The 21614-nt window shown below is 61.2% G+C and carries 21 protein-coding genes; 18 read left to right on the top strand and 3 right to left on the bottom strand.

Going from position 1 to position 21614, the window contains the following annotated elements:
* Positions 1 to 3: 3 nt before the first annotated feature.
* The 9 genes from BA177_RS15250 to BA177_RS15210 are packed head-to-tail and all read left to right on the top strand — an operon-like array spanning position 4 to position 8998.
* A complete protein-coding gene (locus BA177_RS15250) occupies positions 4 to 1371 on the top strand; it encodes a formimidoylglutamate deiminase (protein WP_068617601.1) in 1368 nt (455 codons plus the stop codon).
* A complete protein-coding gene (gene hutC / locus BA177_RS15245; RefSeq protein WP_068617599.1) occupies positions 1371 to 2153 on the top strand; it encodes a histidine utilization repressor in 783 nt (260 codons plus the stop codon). Before BA177_RS15250 ends, hutC begins: the two co-directional genes overlap by 1 nt.
* Positions 2150 to 3814, top strand: coding sequence for a urocanate hydratase (gene hutU, locus BA177_RS15240; protein ID WP_068617597.1), 1665 nt, complete (start codon positions 2150 to 2152; stop codon positions 3812 to 3814). Before hutC ends, hutU begins: the two co-directional genes overlap by 4 nt.
* Positions 3811 to 5340 carry a histidine ammonia-lyase gene (gene hutH, locus BA177_RS15235; RefSeq protein WP_068617595.1) on the top strand — a complete coding sequence of 510 codons (1530 nt, stop codon included), beginning with the start codon at positions 3811 to 3813 and terminating at the stop codon, positions 5338 to 5340. Before hutU ends, hutH begins: the two co-directional genes overlap by 4 nt.
* Complete coding sequence (hutG, locus tag BA177_RS15230; RefSeq protein WP_068617594.1) at positions 5337 to 6143, top strand: N-formylglutamate deformylase; 807 nt, start codon at positions 5337 to 5339, stop codon at positions 6141 to 6143. Before hutH ends, hutG begins: the two co-directional genes overlap by 4 nt.
* Before the next feature lie 24 nt (positions 6144 to 6167).
* On the top strand, positions 6168 to 7484 hold the full coding sequence (locus BA177_RS15225) for a sulfite oxidase (RefSeq protein WP_068617592.1): 1317 nt from the start codon (positions 6168 to 6170) through the stop codon (positions 7482 to 7484).
* The gene (locus BA177_RS15220; RefSeq protein ID WP_068617590.1) at positions 7484 to 7834 is read left to right on the top strand and encodes a hypothetical protein; all 351 of its coding nucleotides are present in this window, start codon (positions 7484 to 7486) and stop codon (positions 7832 to 7834) included. The genes BA177_RS15225 and BA177_RS15220 overlap by 1 nt, the downstream gene beginning before the upstream one ends.
* A gap of 27 nt (positions 7835 to 7861) precedes the next feature.
* Positions 7862 to 8410 (top strand): BPSL1445 family SYLF domain-containing lipoprotein, encoded by a 549-nt coding sequence (locus tag BA177_RS15215; protein WP_068617589.1) that lies wholly within the window; start codon positions 7862 to 7864, stop codon positions 8408 to 8410.
* Positions 8411 to 8446: 36 nt separating this feature from the next.
* Entirely contained in the window at positions 8447 to 8998 is a 552-nt protein-coding gene (locus BA177_RS15210) for a hypothetical protein (RefSeq protein WP_068617587.1), read from the top strand.
* On the opposite strand, the gene BA177_RS15205 is transcribed toward BA177_RS15210, so the two are convergent.
* Complete coding sequence (locus BA177_RS15205; protein ID WP_197493139.1) at positions 8995 to 10515, bottom strand: M61 family metallopeptidase; 1521 nt, start codon at positions 10513 to 10515, stop codon at positions 8995 to 8997. The two genes, BA177_RS15210 and BA177_RS15205, sit on opposite strands and share 4 nt — an antisense overlap.
* A 357-nt stretch (positions 10516 to 10872) precedes the next feature.
* Between BA177_RS15205 and BA177_RS18955 the strand changes: the two genes are divergently transcribed.
* The 3 genes from BA177_RS18955 (at position 10873) to BA177_RS15190 (ending at position 13378) form a co-directional block, all read left to right on the top strand.
* Positions 10873 to 11196 (top strand): high-potential iron-sulfur protein, encoded by a 324-nt coding sequence (locus BA177_RS18955; RefSeq protein WP_068617583.1) that lies wholly within the window; start codon positions 10873 to 10875, stop codon positions 11194 to 11196.
* 41 nt (positions 11197 to 11237) lie between these two features.
* On the top strand, positions 11238 to 12101 hold the full coding sequence (locus tag BA177_RS15195) for an MBL fold metallo-hydrolase (protein WP_068619483.1): 864 nt from the start codon (positions 11238 to 11240) through the stop codon (positions 12099 to 12101).
* A gap of 95 nt (positions 12102 to 12196) precedes the next feature.
* Positions 12197 to 13378, top strand: a complete 1182-nt coding sequence (locus BA177_RS15190) for an amino acid aminotransferase (protein ID WP_068617581.1) — start codon at positions 12197 to 12199, stop codon at positions 13376 to 13378.
* Here BA177_RS15190 and BA177_RS15185 read toward each other — a convergent pair.
* Together BA177_RS15185 and BA177_RS15180 are read right to left on the bottom strand one after the other, a co-directional pair.
* A complete protein-coding gene (locus BA177_RS15185; protein ID WP_082990156.1) occupies positions 13367 to 13855 on the bottom strand; it encodes a DUF192 domain-containing protein in 489 nt (162 codons plus the stop codon). The genes BA177_RS15190 and BA177_RS15185 overlap by 12 nt on opposite strands.
* Complete coding sequence (locus BA177_RS15180; RefSeq protein ID WP_156762848.1) at positions 13852 to 14382, bottom strand: hypothetical protein; 531 nt, start codon at positions 14380 to 14382, stop codon at positions 13852 to 13854. The genes BA177_RS15185 and BA177_RS15180 overlap by 4 nt, the downstream gene beginning before the upstream one ends.
* A gap of 239 nt (positions 14383 to 14621) precedes the next feature.
* Between BA177_RS15180 and BA177_RS15175 the strand changes: the two genes are divergently transcribed.
* From BA177_RS15175 to BA177_RS15150, 6 genes are read left to right on the top strand one after another with little or no spacing between them, the layout of a single operon-like run.
* A complete protein-coding gene (locus tag BA177_RS15175) occupies positions 14622 to 15590 on the top strand; it encodes an AAA family ATPase (RefSeq protein WP_068619479.1) in 969 nt (322 codons plus the stop codon).
* 26 nt (positions 15591 to 15616) lie between these two features.
* Positions 15617 to 16561, top strand: coding sequence for a DUF58 domain-containing protein (locus BA177_RS15170; protein WP_082990155.1), 945 nt, complete (start codon positions 15617 to 15619; stop codon positions 16559 to 16561).
* An 18-nt stretch (positions 16562 to 16579) separates the two neighbouring features.
* Positions 16580 to 17074 (top strand): DUF4381 domain-containing protein, encoded by a 495-nt coding sequence (locus BA177_RS15165; protein WP_068617576.1) that lies wholly within the window; start codon positions 16580 to 16582, stop codon positions 17072 to 17074.
* Positions 17074 to 18120, top strand: coding sequence for a vWA domain-containing protein (locus BA177_RS15160; RefSeq protein WP_068617573.1), 1047 nt, complete (start codon positions 17074 to 17076; stop codon positions 18118 to 18120). The genes BA177_RS15165 and BA177_RS15160 overlap by 1 nt, the downstream gene beginning before the upstream one ends.
* Positions 18110 to 19909 carry a VWA domain-containing protein gene (locus BA177_RS15155; protein WP_068617570.1) on the top strand — a complete coding sequence of 600 codons (1800 nt, stop codon included), beginning with the start codon at positions 18110 to 18112 and terminating at the stop codon, positions 19907 to 19909. Before BA177_RS15160 ends, BA177_RS15155 begins: the two co-directional genes overlap by 11 nt.
* Positions 19903 to 21597 (top strand): BatD family protein, encoded by a 1695-nt coding sequence (locus tag BA177_RS15150; RefSeq protein ID WP_082990154.1) that lies wholly within the window; start codon positions 19903 to 19905, stop codon positions 21595 to 21597. Before BA177_RS15155 ends, BA177_RS15150 begins: the two co-directional genes overlap by 7 nt.
* Positions 21598 to 21614 lie beyond the last annotated feature (17 nt).

Raw genomic sequence — 21614 nt, 5'->3', positions numbered from 1 at the left:
CCGGTGACGACGATTTTTGCCCGCAAAGCCTTGCTGCCAGAAGGCTGGCGCGCCAACGTCCGCCTGCAGATCGCGGCGGGCCGGATCGTGGCGGCAAGCCCCGACAACCGGCACGCTGAGGATGATGTCGACGCGGATATCGTAATCCCCGGCTTGTGCAATGCGCACAGTCACGCTTTCCAGCGGGCGCTGGCCGGCCATACCGAGCAGCGCGCCCCCGCACACCGCGACAATTTCTGGACGTGGCGCGAGCGCATGTACCGTTTGTCGGCGCTGATCGATGCGCCGCGGCTGATGGCGATCGCGCGGCAGGCCTACACGGAGATGGTGTCGAGTGGGTATACCTCGGTTTGCGAGTTTCACTACCTGCACGCAGCCGTCGAGAGCAATGCTGACGATCGCATGTACGATGCGTTGCTGGAGGCCGCGCGTGACAGCGGCATTCGCCTGATCTACGTGCCCGTACTGTATGAGCGCGGTGGCTTTGATAACGAACCCTTGTCGCCGCCGCAGCAACGTTTTCACCGCGAGCTGCCGGAGTTTCTGCATCACTACCGTCGCTGTCGGGAACGCGCCGGTAGTGACGCCACGGTCGGGATCGGTGCGCACAGCCTGCGCGCCGTGAGTGCGGAGTCGTTGCAGGAAATTGCCGCCGTTGCCGGCAGTGACAACGTGCCGATGCACCTGCACATCGCCGAGCAGCAACGGGAAGTTGAACAGAGCCTGGCCATTCGCCATCGCCGTCCCGTGCGCTGGCTGCTGGAGCAGCATGCGCTCAGTTCAAACTGGTGCCTCGTCCATGCAACCCACGTCGACGCTGACGAAGTCGCGGCCCTCGCCGAAAGCGGTGCGGTTGTTTGTCTGTGCCCCAGCACAGAGGCCAATCTTGGCGACGGCCTGTTTCCGCTGGCGGCCTATCTGCAACAGGGCGGGCGCCTGGCGATCGGCTCCGACAGTCACATCTCCATCAATCCTTTCGAGGAATTACGCTGGCTGGAATACGGGCAGCGCCTGGTTGCCGAACAACGCAACGTTGCCGCCATCGGCCAGTGCAATACCGGCAGTGCCCTGTTTGAGCGCGCGGCCCAGGGCGGCGCATTGGCGGCAGGCACAGACGGCGGCCGTATCGAGGCGGGCTGTGTCGCGGATCTGCTGCTGCTGGACGGTGCTGACCCCATGCTCGCCGGCCATGATGCCGACACGGTGCTGGATGCGCTGGTGTTCTCTGGCTATGCCTTGCCGCTCGACCGGGTCATGGTGAACGGCGCGTGGCAGGTGCTTGAAGGGCGCCACGTCAATCGTGGACTGGCGCGCGCGGCCTACCGCGATACGGTCGCCGAACTGTCCTCAATTCTCGGAGCGACGCACTGATGGCAGGCACTGTAAAGCCGCGTTACCGCGAACTCAAAGACAACATCATCGCGCGTATCTCCGCCGGCGAGTTGCGACCGCGCGATCGGGTGCCCTCCGAGAACGAAATGGTCGAGTCCTACGGTGTGTCGCGTATGACAGCGAACCGGGCGCTGCGCGAGTTGCACGCCGAAGGCTACGTTGAACGCGTCGCCGGGCTGGGCACTTTTGTTGCTGATCTGCGCGCGACATCCAACGTACTTGAAGTGCGCAGTATCGCCGACGAAATTGCATTGCGCGGCCGCAAGCATTCAGCGCGGGTGTTGCGGGTATCGAAGCAACATGCGCGTGGCGAAGTTGCCCGCTCTTTGCAGGTGGAAGCCGGTAGTGATGTGTTTCACCTGTTGCTCGTCCACGAAGAAAACGAGCAGCCCGTGCAACTGGAAGACCGGCATATCGTTGCCGGGTTCGCGCCGGATTGTTTGCAACAGGACTTCACGCAGATCACGCCGAGCGCCTATCTCAGTGCAATCGCGCCTCTGCAGGAAGCCGAACAAGTCGTGCGCGCCGCAATCCCGAACGCGGCTGTGCGCCAACACCTCAAGATGGAGACGGGCGAGCCCTGTCTCGTCATCGTGCGCCGAACCTGGGCGCACGGCCGGCCGGTCAGTTTCGGTCGCCTCAGTCATCCCGGCAGTCGCTTCGAGCTGACCGGACACTACGCACCGCCCGGTACGCCGCGCAGTACACCGCAGCAAAGCGTCGCCGGCGCGCACAACACACATACGGTGAAAGACGCATGAGCAACGACAGAATTGTACGAGCGCCGACAGGGACCACGCTGCAGGCGAAGAGTTGGCTGACAGAAGCGCCGTTGAGAATGTTGCTGAACAACCTCGATCCGATGGTGGCCGAGCGACCCGGGGACCTGGTCGTGTACGGCGGTATCGGCAAGGCGGCGCGGAACTGGGAATGTTTTGACGCCATTGTCAAAGCGCTCTGTGAGTTGCGCGATGACGAAACCTTGTTGATTCAGTCGGGCAAGCCGGTCGGCGTGTTTCCCACCCATGTGGACGCGCCGCGGGTACTGATCGCAAATTCAAATCTCGTTCCCGCGTGGGCCAATTGGGAGCATTTTCGTGAGCTCGATCGCAAGGGCCTGATGATGTACGGCCAGATGACGGCCGGTTCCTGGATCTACATCGGCAGCCAGGGCATCGTGCAGGGCACCTACGAAACGTTCGTGGAAATGGGGCGCCAGCACTACAACGGCGACCTGGCCGGCAAATGGATCCTCACGGCGGGACTCGGTGGCATGGGCGGCGCACAGCCATTGGCGGCGACCATGGCCGGTGCTTCGATGCTGGCGATAGAGTGCCAGTCCGACCGTATCGACATGCGCCTCAAAACCGGCTATCTCGACGAGCGCGCCGAAACCCTGGACGAAGCGATGGCGATCATCGAGCGTGCCGTGTCCGACAAGAAAGCGGTATCCGTAGGCTTGCTGGGCAATGCGGCCGAGTTGTTGCCGGAAATGTTACGCCGCGGCATCCGCCCGGATGCGGTGACCGATCAGACCTCGGCGCACGATCCGGCGAACGGCTATTTACCCGCTGGCTGGAGTGTTGCTGAATGGCTTGCGGCGCGCAGTGAGGATCCGCAGCGGGTGGCACGCGAAGCATCGACGTCCATGGTCAGGCACGTACAGGCCATGCTGGAATTCCAGGCGTTGGGTATTCCTGTTTTCGACTACGGCAACAATATTCGCCAGGTTGCGTTTGACGAAGGTGTCAGCAACGCGTTCGATTTCCCCGGTTTCGTTCCCGCCTATGTCAGGCCCTTGTTCTGCCGTGGCGTTGGGCCGTTTCGCTGGGCGGCACTGTCAGGTGATCCGGAGGATATCTACAAGACGGATGCCAAGGTGAAGGAACTCATCCCGGACGACCCGCACCTGCACAACTGGCTGGACGCGGCCCGCGAGCGTATTCAGTTTCAGGGTCTGCCGGCACGCATTTGCTGGGTGGGACTTGGGCAACGTGACCGGCTGGGGCTCGCGTTCAACGAGATGGTGCGCAACGGCGAACTGAAAGCGCCGGTGGTCATTGGTCGAGATCACCTCGACAGCGGTTCGGTGGCAAGTCCCAATCGCGAAACCGAAAGCATGCGTGATGGCAGCGATGCCGTATCTGACTGGCCGTTGCTGAATGCCTTGTTAAGCACGGCGGGTGGTGCGACCTGGGTGTCGCTGCACCACGGCGGTGGAGTCGGCATGGGGTATTCACAGCATGCAGGTCTCGTCATCGTTTGTGATGGCACGGAGGCGGCGGACCGGCGCATTGCCAGAGTCCTGTGGAACGATCCGGCCACGGGCGTGATGCGGCACGCCGATGCCGGCTACGAGGTAGCCATACGCTGTGCCCGTGAACATAAACTCAAAATGCCTATGCTGGGAGAACCCTCATGAACCTGCACATAGACGGTCAGGTTGTCACCCTTGCCGAACTGCGCGCTGCATGGGCAGAACCTGTGCGAATCACACTGGGCGACAAAGCCCGTCGCGGCATCCGCGCGTCAGCGGCGCAGATTCAAAAGGTCGTTGCCGGCGGCAAGTCGGTGTACGGCGTCAACACCGGTTTCGGACAACTTGCGCAGGTGCGGATCAGCAACGATGACCTGGTGAAGCTGCAGGAGAATCTGGTGCGTTCACATGCGGTGGGTGTTGGCGCATTGTTACCCGACGCTATCGTGCGGTTGATCATGGTTATGAAAGTAGTGGCGCTGGCACAAGGCTACTCTGGCGTGCGCGAAGAACTGGTCGACGCACTGTGCGCTTTGCTCAACAACGATATCTATCCGTCGATTCCAGCCAAAGGGTCGGTTGGCGCATCCGGCGACCTGGCACCGCTGGCGCACATGTCGGGCGCGTTGCTCGGAATCGGTGAGGTCAGGGTTGGCGGAAAGGCAATGCCGGCGGAGGCGGCGTTGACAGCGGCGGGCCTGGCACCGCTGCAGCTTGCACCGAAAGAAGGGCTGGCGCTGCTGAATGGCACGCAGGTCTCAACGGGGCTGACGCTCGCGGCGTTGTTCCGTGCCGAACACGTTATCGCGGCCGCGCTGAGCGCCGGCGCAATGTCTGCCGATGCGATCCAGGGCAGCGACACGCCGTTCGACCCCCGTATCCAGGAAGTGCGCGGGCAACCCGGGCAGATCGCCGTTGCGCGGGTATTGCGCGAATTGATGGCAGGCAGTGAAATTCGTGCTTCGCACATCGAATGTCAGCGAGTGCAGGATCCGTACTCGATCCGCTGTCAGCCGCAGGTCATGGGTGCCTGTGTCGATGTGTTGCAGCACGTTGCGCGCGTGCTCGAGACCGAGGCGAATGCGGTCAGTGATAACCCGCTGGTGTTTGCCGACTCCGGCGATGTGTTGTCAGGCGGAAATTTTCACGCCGAACCCGTGGCGATGGCGGCGGACTACCTCGCACTGGCCATTGCGGAAACCGGCGCGCTGGCAGAGCGGCGCACCGCGTTGCTGATCGATTCTCACCTGAGTGGTCTGCCGGCCTTCCTGATAACAGACGGTGGCTTGCATTCCGGTTTCATGATGGCGCAGGTGACGGCCGCCGCGCTGGCCTCGGAAAACAAATCACTGGCGCATCCGGCCAGCGTGGACAGTCTGCCGACCTCGGCCAATCAAGAAGATCACGTGAGCATGGCAACGTTCGCCGGCAACCGCCTGCATGGCATGCTCGACAACGTGGCCTGCATTATCGCCATTGAAGTTCTGGCGGCCGCCCAAGGCATCGACTTTCATCGTCCCAGAAAAAGCTCCAAAACGATCGAGCGCATCATTGAGCAGGTTCGCCGGTTCTCGCCGGCCTACGATTCTGACCGTTCTTTGTCCGGCGAGATCGAACAGCTTGCGGCGTTGATCGATGGCGGTGCATTTTCTGAATACTGTCAGCACGTGTTGCCCAGTTTTCCCGCATGAGCAATTCAGTTTTTTCTTTTCATGAGGGCTCGACGCCACTGCTGATCAGCATTCCGCACGATGGCCGTGAGGTGCCGGACAACATCGCGAGTCGCATGACCGCTGTGGGCAAGGCATTGCCGGATACCGACTGGCATGTTGCCCGGCTTTACGATTTCGCGAAAGCACTGGGCGCGAGCCTCATCATTGCGCGCCAGTCACGCTACGTGGTCGATCTCAACCGGCCCGCGGCCGACGTGCCCTTGTACCAGGGTCAAGTATCGACCGGCGTGTGCCCGGCAAGGACATTTGGCGGCGAACCGATCTATAGCGATGCCGCAACCGTGGGTGCAGAAGAGCAGGCGCAACGTATCGCGCAGTATTGGCGGCCTTATCACACGAGAATCGAGCAGGCGCTCGACCACCTGAAAGAACGATACGGTTATGCGTTGCTGTGGGACGCGCATTCGATTGCCAGCGAAGTCCCGGCATTGTTCGACGGTGAGCTGCCGGTGCTGAATCTTGGTAGCTTTGATGGCAAGAGCTGCAGCCCGTCTATTCGCCGTGAACTGGCGGGCTGCGCGGCCCGATCGCCGTTTTCCGCGGTATGCGACGGTCGCTTTAAAGGCGGTTTTATCACCCGGCACTACGGTCGCCCTGAAATGAACGTGCACGCGCTGCAGCTTGAGCTGGCGCAGCGCAGTTACATGAATGAAAAGACTTTGCGTTATGATGCCAGCCGCAGCAAGAAACTCGCTGACACGCTGCGCGGTTTGCTGGAAACGTATTTGCAAAGCGCGAAATCCGCATTAGCGCCCGTATAGCGAGGTGGGCGCCCCGGGGGAACGATGAGCGACAAGAAAGGCATACACGAGTTGTACGCGGCGGATGCGGCAGAAGCCGACCGGCAATTGTGGGGACGCAAGACCGATCCGCTGTCCCGTCGCGGTTTTCTGCGCGGCAGCGGCTTGGCCGCGATGACAGCGGCGGTAGGCGCTTCCATTCCGTTTGCCGAGTACATGCCCGGTGGCTTGATTCCGGCGGCGCTTGCGCAATCTGACGAGCCGTTTGCGGTGCCGGGCAAAGAAGGCTTGATCGTACTAAATGACCGGCCGATCAACGCGGAAACACCGGCGCACCTGTTGAACGACGACGTGACGCCTGCGAGTCGCCTGTTTGTGCGCAACAACGGCGTACCGCCCGCCACTGCTGATACCTCGGCCGACGACTGGGTCTTCGAGATTGGCGGTGAATCCTGCGGCAGGCCGATGCGCATGACGGTCGGCGAACTGAAACAAACATTCAAACATCACACGCTGCAACTGCAAATCGAGTGCGGTGGCAACGGCCGCGCGGAATTTAATCCACCCGCGCGCGGTAATCAGTGGAGTACCGGCGCGGTTGGCTGCCCGGAATGGACCGGTGTGCGCCTGAAAGACGTATTGCGGCATGCGGGCATCAAAGACGATGCCGTTTACGTTGCGTACGAAGGTGCCGACAGTCACCTGTCCGGCGATCCATCGAAGCGGCCTATTTCGCGCGGTGTGCCGGTAGCCAAAGCGCTGGAGAACGAATCGATGCTGGTTTGGGCCATGAACGGCGAACCGCTGCCGGTGTTGCACGGTTACCCGCTGCGCATGGTGTGTGGTGGCTGGCCCGCGTCCGTCAGCGGCAAATGGCTCAACAAACTGCTGATACGGGATCGCGTGCATGACGGTGAAAAAATGACCGGCCAGTCATACCGCGTGCCGTGCAAGCCGGTCGCGCCGGGTACGGAGGTCGCCGACGAGGACATGTGCATTATCGAGTCGATGCCGGTGAAGTCCCTGATCACGCTGCCGAAGTCCGGCATCAGCCACGGCATTGCGGATGCGCTGGCAGTACGCGGCCACGCCTGGGCGGGTGATGACGCCATACGCGAGGTGCATACCTCGATAGATTTCGGCGCCAGCTGGCAACGTGCCCGGTTGCAAAAAGCGGCGAACCGCCTGGCCTGGCAACACTTCGATGCCAGCATTCGCTTCCCACAAACCGGCTACTACGAAGTCTGGGCCCGCGCCGAAGACGCGAAGGGCCGGCAGCAGCCGATGGTCCTGCCGGGCTGGAACCCGCGCGGCTATCTCAACAATGCCTGCCACAGAATCGCGGTACAGGTGACGGCGTGATGCGCGCTGTCACGCTATTGCTTTGCCTGCTGGCGACCTCCGTTTCTGCACAGGAGGTGGACGAGGCCAGCGGCCTGATCAAAGCCGATGGCTGGCAGCTGGTACGGATTCACTGCGGCGGTTGTCATTCGCACAAACTGGTCACCGGGCAACGCGCGGATCGGCAGACCTGGCTGGCGATCATTCGCTGGATGCAGGCAACGCAGAATCTCTGGCAGTTCGACGATGCGACTGAAAAAGGCATACTCGACTACCTTGCGGCCAATTACGCACCGCAGTCAGATCGGCGGCGCGCGCCCATTCCGCCACAGTTGATGCCACCGCGACCCGCCGTTGACAGCGGCGACTGAACGCGGCACTGGCAAGAGGAGCCGTTCATGAAATACCGAATACTTGGAGTCTGTCTTGCTTTGTTGGTCGTCAGTGTATTGCCGGCCGATACGTTCGCAGCAAGTGCTGCAGAAATTGACGCAGAAGTTCGCGAGACGCTGATCAAATTCAATGAAGAAGTAAACGGCGCGGAGGTGTTCCTGAACAACGCCGCTGGTTACCTGGTCTTTCCGCGGGTCATCAAACTGGGTATCGGTATTGGTGGTGAAACCGGCGAAGGTGCGTTGCGGGTCAATGGTAAGAACGTTGGCTACTACCGCACATCTGCCGGTTCCTTCGGCTTGCAGCTCGGCGCACAGGCCAAGTCCATCGTGATTGTCTTTATGACCAAAGCGGCGCTGGACAAGTTTCGCAACAGCTCGGGCTGGAAAGTGGGTGTCGATGGTTCGGTTGCGTTGATCGATATCGGCGCAGGCAAGTCCATCGACTCACAAAACGTGAAAGACCCGGTGGTGGGTTTTGTATTCGGCTCCAAAGGCTTGATGTACAACCTGACTCTGGAAGGTTCGAAGATCAGCAAGCTGGACAAGAGCTAACGCGCAGCGATTGCAGGTATCGCCGGACTGGCTGATATGGCACGTGCCGACAAGAAAAAACGCAAGAAAGCGAAGAAGCCCAAAGAGCCGTTCGTCGCCAGGATGAAACGGCGTGGCCGGGAAGCCTATGGCCTCGGCCAGACCCTGGTGCACGAGCCGCGTGCCTTTCCCGGCGCGTGCGGCGGACTGTTAAAACGTTCGTTCCGCACGATGTGGGAGGCCCGCGGCGGTGGCTTCTACGCCTGCGGCTTCGTACTCACGTTCATTTGGCTGGAAATATCCACACTGTTCTCCGAGTTGATGTCAGCGACCGGTGTAGGCTCGTTCCTGAGCGATCAACTTCTCGAGTTTCTGTTTCGTTTTTCGTTGCAGTCGATCGGCAATACCGTGCAGGCATTCGTCTGGCCGGCACTCATCATTGACGAGTATGAGCTGTGGGGCATCGCCGGCATTGCGATCAGTTACTTGCTGTTTTCGCAGTTCCTGAAGTCGGCTTTGACGAAGTGGTTGTTCGCGGACGCGGATGCCGGCTTGTCGGCTGTCGCGCAATCGTCGGGCAACGGCGATCAGGGCGACAAGCCTGTCTAAGGAATGTTTGACGCGAGCTGCTGCCGCCAGCTGGCCGTTGCCGAATCCACTTCAGTAATTGCGCTGCGTATGGCCATCAGGTTCGCATCGCGCAACAACCTGACCCGACCGTCTTCGACTTTCAAACCCAACTCGGCGAATACCGGGCTCGTGTCCGGAAACCCGGCCGCATCGGCATACCGCCGGTACAACGGCATGAATACCGTGCGCCCGCTGAGATCATCGAGCGTCGCAAACAATTCGGGACCGCTCCAGACCCGGTCGGATGGCAGGCAGCAGGATTGCAATAGTTGCAGCACGCTGTCCAGCGTCTGCTGGCCATTGCTTTGTTCGCGCAAGGCAACGTCGGCCATCAATGCCAGCGCGGCGCCACTCCAGTAAACCTTCATGTTCGCGTCGCGTTTGCCGCCTTCGGCCGCGTCATTCGGCGACAGCTCTGGCCGTGACATGCGTCCGCGGGCATAACCTTCGTACAGTTTTTGCCACGCATGTTGCGGGTCGTAGGTGCCGGAGCGGGCCAGCAAGACATTCTGGTAGTACTGCGCGAAGCCTTCGGAGATCCAGCGATGATTGCGGTTCACGTAGGGCAGCATCAGGTGGCTGAATTCGTGTGCTGCCGTCCAGTCGTTCAAAAACGCCGACAGTGGTTGCGCCGGGTCAACGTACAGCTCAACCGATTCACCACCGTCGCGCACCACACGGCCGAACGGAACCGCGCCGCCACTGCGACGCGAGTTCTCGGCGACCGGAATGACGAGTACCTGCGGTGAGGGGTTTGGAAAGCGGCCGTACGCGAGACTGACATCGGTCGCTGCTGCTTTCACCCAGCGCAATAGTTCACTGTGATCAACAGCGGTTTCGCCGCGCAGCAGGCTAACCCGCAAGGTTGCGCCGGGTACGGCAATTTCGTGGTAATCAAAGCGGCCGAAGGCTGCGGCAACGTCGGCATTCTCTGGCGACTTGCGCACACGGTACGTCGTGCGCTGTTCATCCAATGCCTGCCACGGAACAGCGACATTGATACCAGTCGGCAAGTTGAAATCGACCAGCAGTTCGGAAGTGTGGGTGATTTCCGGACGCCACAACCAGAGTGCGGGCGACACGATAATGTTGTCGGCACTGAGTCCCCGGTTCTGACGTTGTTCGCTCGCGGCTGCGCGCAAGTTGACGGTATAGCTCATGCAGCGTATGCCCTCGGCGGGCACGATCATGCGCCGGTTGCGCATTCGCAGGCGTGGGTCATCATCGCAGTTTTGAAAGTCGGCCAGGTAACGGCCGGCACGGGGTGAGCGTGCCGCGACGCTGTGCACGCGTCCGTCGAAGCGCGCTTCTACGCTCATGTGTTCGAGGTCTGCACTAACTGTGATGGTGTACTGATGCAACGCGGGCGTCACATTGGCAAACGCATTGCCGGCCAGCGGCAAGAGCAGCCAGAGGTACAGTATTGCGGTCAGCGTTGCTTGTTTCGTTGTGTCGCTCGAAGTCATGGTTGGAATTGTGCCGTAGTTGCGTTGCATCGCTCTCGAGTCACCGGGCCTGAGACCTGGGCGCGCCGCTTGCGTCATCTACTTATTTCGTCTGGCGCAGTACTGCGAGACATTATGCCGCCGTCCCGCCGGTATGTAAGGGTTGGACCTTGCGACTGTGATTGCGGTCACAGTCGCACGTTCGCAATGCTGGCACGGATCACAAGGCTGTTTGGCTGCCGTTCAGGAACGATCAGGCAAGCTCGGCAGTCCAGCACAGCAAGATTACAAATGAGATGCATTCGCATCTCGATGCTGGCGTGTCGTCGGGCAGCAGAAATGTTTTAAGATGGCGCGGCGGGTTGGTGATAATTTGCCTGTTAATGCGCAAGTAAAAAGGAGAGACCCTTGAGTAAGATTGCGAGACGTCAGTTTATTCAGTTGTCGGCAGTGGCTGCTGCCGGTTATTTCGTCAGCCCGGGTCGGGAAGCAAAGGCACAGGACCTGCCGCACGTGACCGAAGATGATCCGACGGCAATGGCGATGAAGTACACGCACGACACCAGCACGGTGGACCCGGCTACGCGGGCCAAGCCTGACGAGAACCAGAACTGCGCAAACTGCGCACTGATTCAGGGTGCCGATGGTGACGAGTGGCGACCCTGCCAGATTTTCCCCGGCAAGCTGGTCAACGCCAACGGCTGGTGTTCTGTCTGGGCCCCCAAAGCCTGATTTGAAACATGCCCCGGCGCTCGGCCGGGGCCATGTATCGAATGAACAACCCGGAAATCCAACACTTCTATCACGCCGGTACCGGTACGCTGTCCTACGTGGTCAGCGATCCGGCCACGGCGTCGGCGGCCGTAATCGACCCGGTGCTGGGATTCGACATCGTGTCGGGACGCAGCGATGCCAGTCAGGCGCGCGATATCGTGGAATACCTCGGTGCGCGTGACCTGAAGCTGCAATGGATACTCGAAACACACGCCCATGCCGACCACCTGAGCGGTGCGCAGTACATACGCGCAAGCCTCGGCGGCAACGTGGCGATCGGCGAGGGAATACGCAGTGTGCAGGAGCACTTCGGCAAGATCTTCAATCTGAAGGCGCCGTTTCGCCCTGACGGTCACCAGTTCGACCAGTTATTTGCCGATGGCGAAAGCTTCTCAATCGGTACGCTGCCGGTTGAGGTCATCGCAACCCCCGGCCACACCAGCGACAGTGTCACTTACCGCATAGGCAATGCGGCATTCATTGGCGACACGATGTTCATGCCCGATGCGGGTACGGCGCGCTGCGATTTCCCGGGCGGCGACGCGGGTTTGCTGTTCGATTCAATCAGCCGGATTCTCAGCTTGCCGGCGGATACCCGCTTGTTCGTTTGTCATGACTACCAGCCCGGTGGCCGTGAGCTGCAATTCGAAACCACCGTCCGTGAGCAGGCGGCGAACAATATCCACATTGGCAATGGTCGCAGCCGCGAAGAGTTCATTGAGTTGCGCGAGACCCGAGATCGCGGCCTGAACCTGCCAGCGCTGATACTGCCTGCCTTGCAGATTAATATCCGCGCCGGCAACCTGCCGCCGGCTGAGGACAACCAGGTCGTCTACCTGAAAATACCGCTGGACCTCGTCTGACCTGAGAGAAGAGCTTTCAGTGCTTCACGGGCGCCGCAGCCTGTGTACAATTCGCCGGCCCACACTTAAGCAGCCTCAGTCCGCGGAGAACTACCTTGTTTGATTCGCTAAACGCGTTGCCTTCCGACGCGATTCTCAGACTCATTGCCGAACACGCCAATGATGCCCGTAGCAACACTGTCGATCTCGGCGTGGGCGTGTACCGCACCGAAGACGGCGAAACACCGGTCCTGAAATCGGTAAAAGCGGCGGAGCGACAGGTGCTGGAGACGCAGACGACCAAGACCTACCTGGGTTCGGGTGGCGATCCCGAATTCAATGCGCTGATTCAGAAGCTGACCTTCGGCGACGAAGTTGCGGCCGAGCGCGTGATGACCTTGCAGGCCCCCGGCGGCTCCGGTGCGTTGCGGGTTGCGGCAGGAGTTATCAGCCGTGCGCGCGAAAACGCAACGGTCTGGCATTCCGACCCGACCTGGGCGAATCACGTGCCGTTGCTCGCCGGCGCCGGCCTGACGCTCAAACCCTACCCGTATTACGATGCCGAGGCGCGCACGATCCGCTTCGAGCAAATGCTGGAAACCCTGTCACAGGCGCCGGAAGGTGACATCGTCCTGCTGCACGGTTGTTGCCACAATCCGACCGGCATGGACCTCAGCCGCGAGCAATGGCAGGCCGTTGCGGAGTTGCTGGCCAGCCGCAAACTGCTGCCGTTCGTGGACCTTGCCTACCAGGGCTTTGCGGAAGGCATAGAAGAAGATGCCTATGGCATACGCCTGCTGGCAGGCATGGTGCCGGAAATGGTCGTGGCTACATCGTGCTCCAAGAACTTCGCGCTTTACCGGGATCGCGTCGGTTCGCTGTCCATTGTGACCAGCAATGCCAAGACGGCCGGCATCGTCCGCAGCCAGGCACACAACCTGGTACGCACGATGTACTCAATGCCGCCCGATCATGGTGCAGCTGTCGTCCGCACAATACTCGGCGATGCCGAACAGCGCGCGAACTGGGTGAACGAAGTAAAGGAAATGCGCGAGCGGCTGCAGGCGATGCGGACCGGTCTCGTAGCAAAGTTGCGCGACAAAGCACCGGATCACGACTTCTCGCACATCGAACGCGCGAACGGCATGTTCTGCTTTGTTGGTATCTCGGAAGAGCAGGTCGAGCAACTCAAGAAGGATTGCGGCGTTTACATGGTCGGTTCCAGCCGTATCAACGTAGCCGGTATCACCCCTGGCAATGTTGACTATCTCGCGGAATCGATAGCCTCAGTTCTCTGAAGCCGGCGGCACCACCTCTCCTGACCACCACATGCGATCGCCCGCGTTGATGCCGAGGCGATCGCTGGTGCCGGCGTTCAGCTCCAGCACGTAGCTCACGTCTTCAATGGCCCGCACCGATTTCAGTGACTGCGGTTCGGTATCGCGGGCGATGGACGAAATGGTGCCGTCCTTGCGGATAAACAGCATGTCGAGCGGAATGAAGGTGTTCTTCATCCACATCGAGTACCGGTCGCTGTCCGGATAGACGAACAACATGCCGCGCCACTCGTCCATCTGCCGTACGTGCATCAGGCCGCGTTGCCGTTGCTGGTCGTTAATGGCGAGGTGTATGTCAAAGCGGTAACAGGCATTGCTGCTGGCGCTGATAACGATACTGCTCTGCGGGAAGAACGCATCCAGCGCGTCGTCCGCGAACGCGAGGCCGGACGCGCACAGGATGCTTGCGGCGATCAGGAGTCGGGACATCTTCATCATGGTTCCACTTGCCAGTTCACGCGGCCACTGTAACGCAGCTCGCGAATAGTGACGCTGCCATTGCCGTTGAGTTCGGCCAGTGGCGCGAGGCAGTACGCGATGCCGGTGACAGCGTATTGCTGGCCGGAATCGTCGAGCGCTTGCTGCGCAGTGACGTCAGACCAGCAGATTTCGCTGTCCTGATTGCTGTAGAAACGACCGCTGTTTTCTTCCATCAACGTGATTGTGGTAACCAGTTCGTTGGCCGTCTTGCCAGGTTGCAGCGCGGGCAAGGCGACGATGAAGGCGAGCTGACGATCACTGCCATCGATCGAAGCGGTGCCCGCGAAGCGCAGTCGCGCGCCATTGCCAAACGGTCGCGGCATGCCCTCGCAGGTGAGATCAGACGCCGTCCAGCGAAGGTCAGTGCGCAAATCGCCATAAAGCTGCACGGCGAAGTGGCCTGTGTCGTCACAGGCAGTCGCGGCCTCATCGCTGCTGGCGGGCCAGGCCGCGATGAGGGCGGCGAAAACAATTATCAAACGCATGGAATCGGTCAATGGCGGAAAAGCGCCTAGTTTATGCAATGTAGGTCGCAAAAGGTGGTCGTAATGCATTTGCCATTGCGCGGCCATTTCGGGTTAGCGGTTTCGCGTGCAACCAGCGCGGCCGGTGCCGCTGCTGCCTTGAACAATGCAGCGGAAAAACTGTCTGGTTCAAATAAGCAGGAGCAGGCCCTACAATGGCACGCCTTTTGGCAAGCCCGTTTTCAATGTCGGAGTACCGGATGAGCGTAGCAGAACAATTCCAAAAGCTCGAAGCGCACGTAAGTGGCTTAATCATAGGCCAGGCGCATCTGATCAATCGCATGCTCATTGCGTTGCTGTGTGACGGCCATTTGCTGGTGGAGGGTGCGCCCGGACTGGCCAAGACCCGTGCTATCAAGGTGCTTTCGGAGAGTATTGAAGGCGATTTCCACCGCTTGCAGTTCACTCCGGACTTGTTGCCGGCTGACCTGACGGGTACGGAAATTTACCGTCCTGCCGACGGCAGCTTCGAATTTCGTTTCGGCCCGCTGTTCCATAACCTGATCCTCGCGGACGAAATCAACCGCGCGCCAGCCAAGGTGCAGTCCGCGCTGCTCGAGGCGATGGAAGAGCGGCAGATCACCGTTGGCGAGAAGAGCTACCCGCTGTCGCCCTTGTTCATGGTGATGGCAACCCAGAACCCGATCGAGCAGGAAGGTACCTATCCGCTGCCCGAAGCTCAGCTCGACCGTTTCCTGCTGCACGTGCAGGTGGGCTACCCGAGCGTTGAAGACGAGCGCCGCATCCTGCGGCTCAACCGTGACGAAGCCAAGGCCGGCGAACGCGACGCGTTCAAGCCGCCCGAACAACTGTCGCAGGCGAGCGTCATGGCCGGCCGGCAGGAGATTCTCGGCCTGCATTTGTCGGACGAACTTGAGCAATACATCGTCAATATCGTGGTGGCGACCCGCAACCCGCAAAACGTGGATGCAACGCTCGCAGGACAGGTGCTGTACGGTGCCAGCCCGCGTGCCTGCATGGGCATCGACCGCGCCTCGCGTGCTCACGCCTGGCTCGCCGGCCGTGACTACGTCGGCCCGGAAGACATTCAGGCCGTCGCCTCCGACGTACTGCGGCATCGCCTGGTGCTGAGCTTTGAGGCCGAGGCCGATGGCATCAGCCCGGATTCAATTATCGAACGCATCCTCGACGGCGTCGGCGTTCCCTGAGCGGGAGAGCGGCAGAAGGACGAATCGTGCGCCACGACCACTTACCTACGGATGCATCGCCGGTCAGCGTCAGTCAGAAAGGACTGATACGGCTGGCCGGGCCGGCACGTGGCATCGCCCTCGACGTCCTGCGTGTCAATTCTTTGCAGGCGGGTGCGTACGTGTCGCACTTCAAAGGTCGCGGCATGGAGTTCGACGAGTCGCGTCCCTACCAGCCCGGCGACGATCCGCGCAACATTGACTGGCGCGTGACGGCCCGCAGCAGCGAGGCCTACACCAAGCTGTTTCGCGAAGAGCGTGAGCGACCGGTGCTGGTCATGGTCGATCTGCGCAGCAACATGCACTTCGCCACGCGCGGTAGTTTCAAATCGGTGTCGGCAAGTCGGGCGGCGGCATTGCTGTCGTGGTCGGCGCACCATCGCGGAGACCGCCTCGGCGGCATTATTTTCGGCGACACCATGCACCGCGAATTAAAGCCGCGACTGGGACGTCAGGCAGCATTGCGTTACGTGCATCAGCTCGCGAGTCACCCCGACTGGGCGAACAAAGTACAGGTGCCGGACAGTGACGTCAGCGCGCCATTGTCTTCGGCCATGTCAGCACTGCGCCGCGTTGCGCGTCCGGGCAGTCTGGTTATTGTGATCAGCGACTTCCTTGGCTTCGACCGCTCCGCGCAGGCCTATTTGTCAGGCGTTGCGCGACACAGCGAAGTACTGGTGGTGAACGTCAGCGATCCGCTGGAACGCGAGCTGCCGCCACCCGGTCATTATCGCCTGGTATCGGCAGAACGGGAGATGTCCATCGATACCTATTCGCGTGCCGCGCGCGTTGATTATCACGATGCCTGGGCACAACGGCAGGAAGCACTGGAGGCGTATTGCCAGCGCTACCGGATTCACCAGATGCCGATGTCCACTGACGACGACCCGGTGGAGTGCCTGCAGCAGGCGCTCGGCCGTCGCAGCCACTGAGCGGATGCAGCAGCAACCATGAATCCTGAGAATCTCCCGCTGCGCGACCTGCACTTGCCCGAGCCCATCGGTTGGTGGCCACTCGCACCCGGCTGGTGGTTCCTGATCGCACTGGCGGCGACCGGTATCCTCTGGCTGCTGTGGCGCGCCTGGCGACAGTGGCAACGGGCCGCTGTGCGGCGTATCGCGTTAAGAGAGCTGAACCGGCTCGAGGGAAATTATCAGCAGGACGGCAATGCCGTCCTGCTCGCGCGACAACTGTCGGCGCTGACCCGGCGCACCATGCTGGCTTATGCGCCGCGTCTCGATATTGCCGGCCTGACCGGCGAGGCATGGCTCGCGTTTCTTGACCGTGGTTTGCCGAGTCCCGTGTTCGTTGCCGGGCCCGGCCGCAACCTGGAGTCGTTGCCGTATCGCGCGGAACGTGCGGACACCGCACAGGTGGATGTCCCGGCATTGATTGCCGCCGTCAAACAACGCCTGGCGACGCCATTGCCGGAGGAACGGGTCTGATGTGGTCGCTTGCCTGGCCGTGGATGTTGCTCGCGCTGCCGCTGCCATTGCTGGTGCGCAAGCTCCTGCCGCCGGTGAGCGGCGCACAGGAAGCCGGATTGCGGGTCCCCAGCTTGTCCGGGTTCTCGGTACTGGCCGATCGCTCCGAGGTTGAGCAACTCCTGAACTGGCGTTTCTGGCTGGCGGTGATCGCCTGGCTGTTACTGGTACTCGCGGCGGCCAGACCGGAACGCATCGGCGATGAACTGGACGTGCCGGTGTCGGGGCGCAACCTGATGCTGGCTGTGGATCTGTCCGGCAGTATGGATGCCAAGGATTTCGAGCTCGGCAGCCGCAAGGTTGATCGCCTGACGGCCACTAAGGCCGTTGCCAGCGACTTCATCATGCGCCGCGAAGGTGATCGTATCGGACTTATCCTGTTTGGCGAGCGTGCTTATCTGCAAGTGCCGCTGACCCTGGATCGCGAGACGGTCAACGTGCTCTTGATGGAAGCGTTCATCGGTCTGGCCGGGGAGAAAACCGCCATCGGTGATGCAATCACGCTGGCCGTTAAACGCATACACGACCAGGGCGATGTAGGCGGCGATCAGGTCCTGATCCTGCTGACGGACGGTGCGAACACGGCCGGTGCCGTCGATCCGCTCAAAGCCGCCGAACTTGCGCAGCAAATCGGCTTGCGTATTTACACGATCGGTATCGGCGCCGAATCAATCTCGGTGCCGTCAATTACCGGCGGCATGCGCCGGGTTAATCCATCCGCGGACCTTGACGAAGAAACCTTAACGACGATTGCTGAACAGACCGGAGGTCGCTATTTCCGGGCTCGCGACACGGCATCGTTGCAGGATATTTATCGCTTGCTGGATGAGATGGAACCGGTGGCCGAACCTGAAGCCGGCTTCCGCCCGGTGACGGCGCTCTTTTACTGGCCACTTGGCGGTGCCGTGGTGCTTGCGATGTTGATGGCACTGGCAAACCTGCTCGCCGGGTGGCGGGTAGCAAGAGAATTGAAACGGGGCTACGGAGCAGTGCGCGATGCCGGCTGAGTTTCATTTCCTGCGACCGGACTGGCTGTGGGCTTTGCCGCCCGTCGTGCTGGCCATCGCCTTGCTCGCGCAGCGACGACTTTCCGCCGGTAGCTGGCAACGGGTCGTTGACCCGGCGCTGGTGCCGTACGTGCTGTCGAGCTCGCAACGGCATCAGGGCGTATACCGCTGGTGGCTGGTATTGCTGGGCGCCGTGCTGGCTATCACCGCATTGGCCGGGCCGGCCTGGAACCGCGTCGACCAACCGGTATTCCGCTCCGATCAGGCACTCGTGATCGCGCTCGACCTGTCGCGTTCGATGGACGCGCAGGACCTGACGCCGAGCCGGCTGGTGCGTGCCCGCCTCAAAATTCTCGACATCCTCGACAAGCGATCGGCCGGGCAAACCGCGCTGGTTGTCTATTCATCCAACGCCTTTACGGTCACGCCGTTAACGACTGACGCGGACACCGTTGCCGCACTCGTCAACAGTGTCAGTACCGATATCATGCCGAGTCGCGGCAGCTATCCGGTGGCAGCGATCGACAAGGCTCGGCAGTTGCTCGATCAGGCCGGCTCAAACAACGGCGAAGTGCTGTTGATTGCCGATGGCGGTTCGTCGCTGGCGGCCGAACAGGCGGCTCGCGACCTGCTGGATGCCGGCTACCGATTGTCGGTACTGGCGGTGGGTACGCCCGAAGGTGCGCCGATTCCGCGCGCCGAGGGCGGCTTCGTGACCGACCGTTCAGGGCAGATCGCCGTGCCGCGGCTGGAAGCCGATGGCCTGCAAATGCTGGCCCAGGCCGGTGGCGGTCGCTACAGCGTAATCACGACCGACGATGCCGATATCGAACGCCTGATGGCTGCGCCAACGAGCAGCAGTGCGGCGGGCGATGACGAGCGGGCGACCGATCAGTGGCGCGAAGAAGGGCCGTGGTTGCTGCTGTTGCTCGTGCCACTGGCGGCACTGGCGTTCCGCCGCGGCTGGGTTCTGGTGCTGGTGATGGCGGTGTTGCAGTTCCCGCAACAGGCACAGGCGTTGACCTGGTCCGATCTCTGGAAGACACCCGATCAACAAGCGAGTGAACTGCTTGCCGAGGGCGATGCCGAGGCGGCGGCCGAACGCTTTGAACATCCCGACTGGGAAGCCGTTGCGCGTTACCGTGCCGGGCAGTTTGCCGAAAGTGCCGCGGCATTTTCGGGGCGCGACGGTGCCACTGCGCTGTACAACCTTGGCAACTCGCTGGCACGCATGAGTCAGTTTGATTCGGCTATCGAAGCGTACGAGAAATCGCTGGCGATCGACCCGACCAATGAAGATGCCATGTACAACCGCGACCTGCTGAAGGACATCCGCGACGCACAGGACGCAAAGAACAATAACTCGCAGGATAACAGCGGCGAGTCCGGTGGCGAGGCGCAGCAATCCGAAGGCGACAGTCAGTCGGACCAGTCAGGCGAGCAGGGCAGCGATGGTTCACCGGGCGAGGAATCTGAAAGCGAAGATTCCGCGCGCGAACGTGAAGTGAGCGAAGACGACCTTGCCGCCATGCAGGAAGAACTTGAACGCGCCGCACAGGAAGCGGCGGAACAGGGTGACGAGACCGAGCCACAGGACGGTGATGCCGAGGCCCAGGCCGCTGCACGTCGGGTGCAGGAGCAGGAGCAGGCGATGGAACAGTGGCTGCGGCGCATACCGAACGATCCGGGCGGTTTGCTGCGCCGTAAATTCCGTTATCAATATCAACGCGAGGGACGCGATCAGGACGGCAACAATGTGTGGCCTGACGACGAGGTGAAACCATGGTAAGTACGGTTGCTGCGTATGGCAGGGGGATGGCGCGACGACTATTGCAGACAACGTTCGCGCTGTTGATGAGTGCGGCAATAGTGCCTGCAATGGCAGCTGTTGTTGCCAGCGTGGACCGGCCCGAAGTGGAGTTGAATGAATCTTTCACGTTGAAGATCACGGTCGATACCGCGATTGATGTCGAGCCCGACGTCGCTGCGCTTGAGACCGATTTTTACATCGGCACGCGCAGTCACATGAGTAACACCACCATCGTCAACGGTCAGATCAGCCGCAGTCGCACCTGGACCTATGTACTGATGGCGAAACGCGAAGGTGATCTCGTTATACCGCCCGTCACTGTCGCCAATGAGCGCAGTGAGCCGCTGGAAATTTTCGTCAAGCCCGTGACCAGCGATGCGCCCGGCGAGGCCGACATATTCATTACTGCGGAAGCCGATCTCGGCGAGGCTTACGTGCAGTCGCAGATCCTGTATACGCTCAAGGTGTATCGCGCGGTATCGACGCGACAACCCAGGTTGTCCGAGCCCGAAATCAGTGGCGTAGATGTGCTGGTCGAAATGGCCGGGGACGAGCGCAGCTATGACGCCATATTGAACGGCAAGGCTTACAACGTGGTCGAGCGTGTTTATGCGTTGTTCCCGCAGGCCAGTGGCGAGCTGAACATTGCGCCCGTGCGGTTTGAGGCGCGGGTATTGCGCGACGGCCGCATCACCGGTCGCAAAGTATTCCGCTCCGAACCCGTGAGCATCAGTGTGCAACCCATACCGCCACCGCCTGCTACACACCCGAACGCTGTCTGGTTGCCAGCGCACAGTGTCGAGCTCAGCGAAGACTGGTCGCGCGAACCGGGCGACCTGCCGGCTGGCGAACCCATCACCCGGCACATTACCGTCACCGCGTTGGGACAGTTGTCCACGCAAATCCCGGTTATCGAACCGGAATCAACAAGCGAGCTGAAAATCTATCCCGACAAACCGGAGCTCAGTGTGGTTGCCGTGCCGCGCGGCATACTTGCCACTCGCAGCGAACAGTACGCCATGATTGGCGTCAATGCCGGCCCGATTGAACTGCCAGCGGTCGAGCTGCCGTGGTGGGATATTGCGGCAAGCGAATGGAAAATCGCCAGCCTGCCAGCCCGAACCTTGCAGATTAAACCGTCGGCTATTGCGTTGCCGCAGCAACCGGTCGCTGTCACCGACGAGCCGAGCAGTGAAGTGGAGACGGTCTACGTGGATGACCCGTTCTGGCAACGCATCAGCGAGGGCCTCGCGGTCGCGTGGTTGCTGACCTTGTGCGCCTGGTGGTGGTCGCGCCGCAGCCCCGGTGCCGAGATCAGCAAGGAGCCGCCGGCCATGCCGTTGCACAAGCAGCAATCGCGCTGTCTGAAAGCGGCCCGCAAGGCGGCGACCGACGGCGACAGCGCCGGCGTACAGGCAGCACTGCTCGAATGGGCACGGCTCGAGTGGCCGCAGAACACGCCGCGCAGTATCGGTGCAATTGCTGAACGAGTGACTGCGCCGCTTAGCGATGAGTTGCGCGCGATGGCGGCCAGTCGTTATGGCCGCGACGCCGCCGGCTTTGACACCGCCGCGCTGGCCAAAGCGCTGCGCACCGTGACGGTCAGGAAAGAGGCGCTGGAACAGCGCGAGGACGACGGCCTGCCGCCGCTAATGCCGGCAGGCTAGTCCTCGCAAGTTATTGC

The sequence above is a fragment of the Woeseia oceani genome (genome assembly GCF_001677435.1).
Taxonomy (GTDB): domain Bacteria; phylum Pseudomonadota; class Gammaproteobacteria; order Steroidobacterales; family Woeseiaceae; genus Woeseia; species Woeseia oceani.
Note: the sequence above shows the minus strand (reverse complement) of the source record. Positions and strands in the feature narration are given on the sequence as shown.

Coding starts and splice junctions, on each gene's coding strand:
- hutC (WP_068617599.1), top strand. CDS start 1,371: ATGGCAGGCACTGTAAAGCCGCGTTACCGCGAACTCAAAGACAACATC.
- hutU (WP_068617597.1), top strand. CDS start 2,150: ATGAGCAACGACAGAATTGTACGAGCGCCGACAGGGACCACGCTGCAG.
- hutH (WP_068617595.1), top strand. CDS start 3,811: ATGAACCTGCACATAGACGGTCAGGTTGTCACCCTTGCCGAACTGCGC.
- hutG (WP_068617594.1), top strand. CDS start 5,337: ATGAGCAATTCAGTTTTTTCTTTTCATGAGGGCTCGACGCCACTGCTG.
- BA177_RS15225 (WP_068617592.1), top strand. CDS start 6,168: ATGAGCGACAAGAAAGGCATACACGAGTTGTACGCGGCGGATGCGGCA.
- BA177_RS15220 (WP_068617590.1), top strand. CDS start 7,484: ATGCGCGCTGTCACGCTATTGCTTTGCCTGCTGGCGACCTCCGTTTCT.
- BA177_RS15215 (WP_068617589.1), top strand. CDS start 7,862: ATGAAATACCGAATACTTGGAGTCTGTCTTGCTTTGTTGGTCGTCAGT.
- BA177_RS15210 (WP_068617587.1), top strand. CDS start 8,447: ATGGCACGTGCCGACAAGAAAAAACGCAAGAAAGCGAAGAAGCCCAAA.
- BA177_RS15205 (WP_197493139.1), bottom strand. CDS start 10,515: ATGCAACGCAACTACGGCACAATTCCAACCATGACTTCGAGCGACACA.
- BA177_RS15195 (WP_068619483.1), top strand. CDS start 11,238: ATGAACAACCCGGAAATCCAACACTTCTATCACGCCGGTACCGGTACG.
- BA177_RS15185 (WP_082990156.1), bottom strand. CDS start 13,855: ATGATGAAGATGTCCCGACTCCTGATCGCCGCAAGCATCCTGTGCGCG.
- BA177_RS15180 (WP_156762848.1), bottom strand. CDS start 14,382: ATGCGTTTGATAATTGTTTTCGCCGCCCTCATCGCGGCCTGGCCCGCC.
- BA177_RS15175 (WP_068619479.1), top strand. CDS start 14,622: ATGAGCGTAGCAGAACAATTCCAAAAGCTCGAAGCGCACGTAAGTGGC.
- BA177_RS15165 (WP_068617576.1), top strand. CDS start 16,580: ATGAATCCTGAGAATCTCCCGCTGCGCGACCTGCACTTGCCCGAGCCC.
- BA177_RS15160 (WP_068617573.1), top strand. CDS start 17,074: ATGTGGTCGCTTGCCTGGCCGTGGATGTTGCTCGCGCTGCCGCTGCCA.
- BA177_RS15155 (WP_068617570.1), top strand. CDS start 18,110: ATGCCGGCTGAGTTTCATTTCCTGCGACCGGACTGGCTGTGGGCTTTG.
- BA177_RS15150 (WP_082990154.1), top strand. CDS start 19,903: ATGGTAAGTACGGTTGCTGCGTATGGCAGGGGGATGGCGCGACGACTA.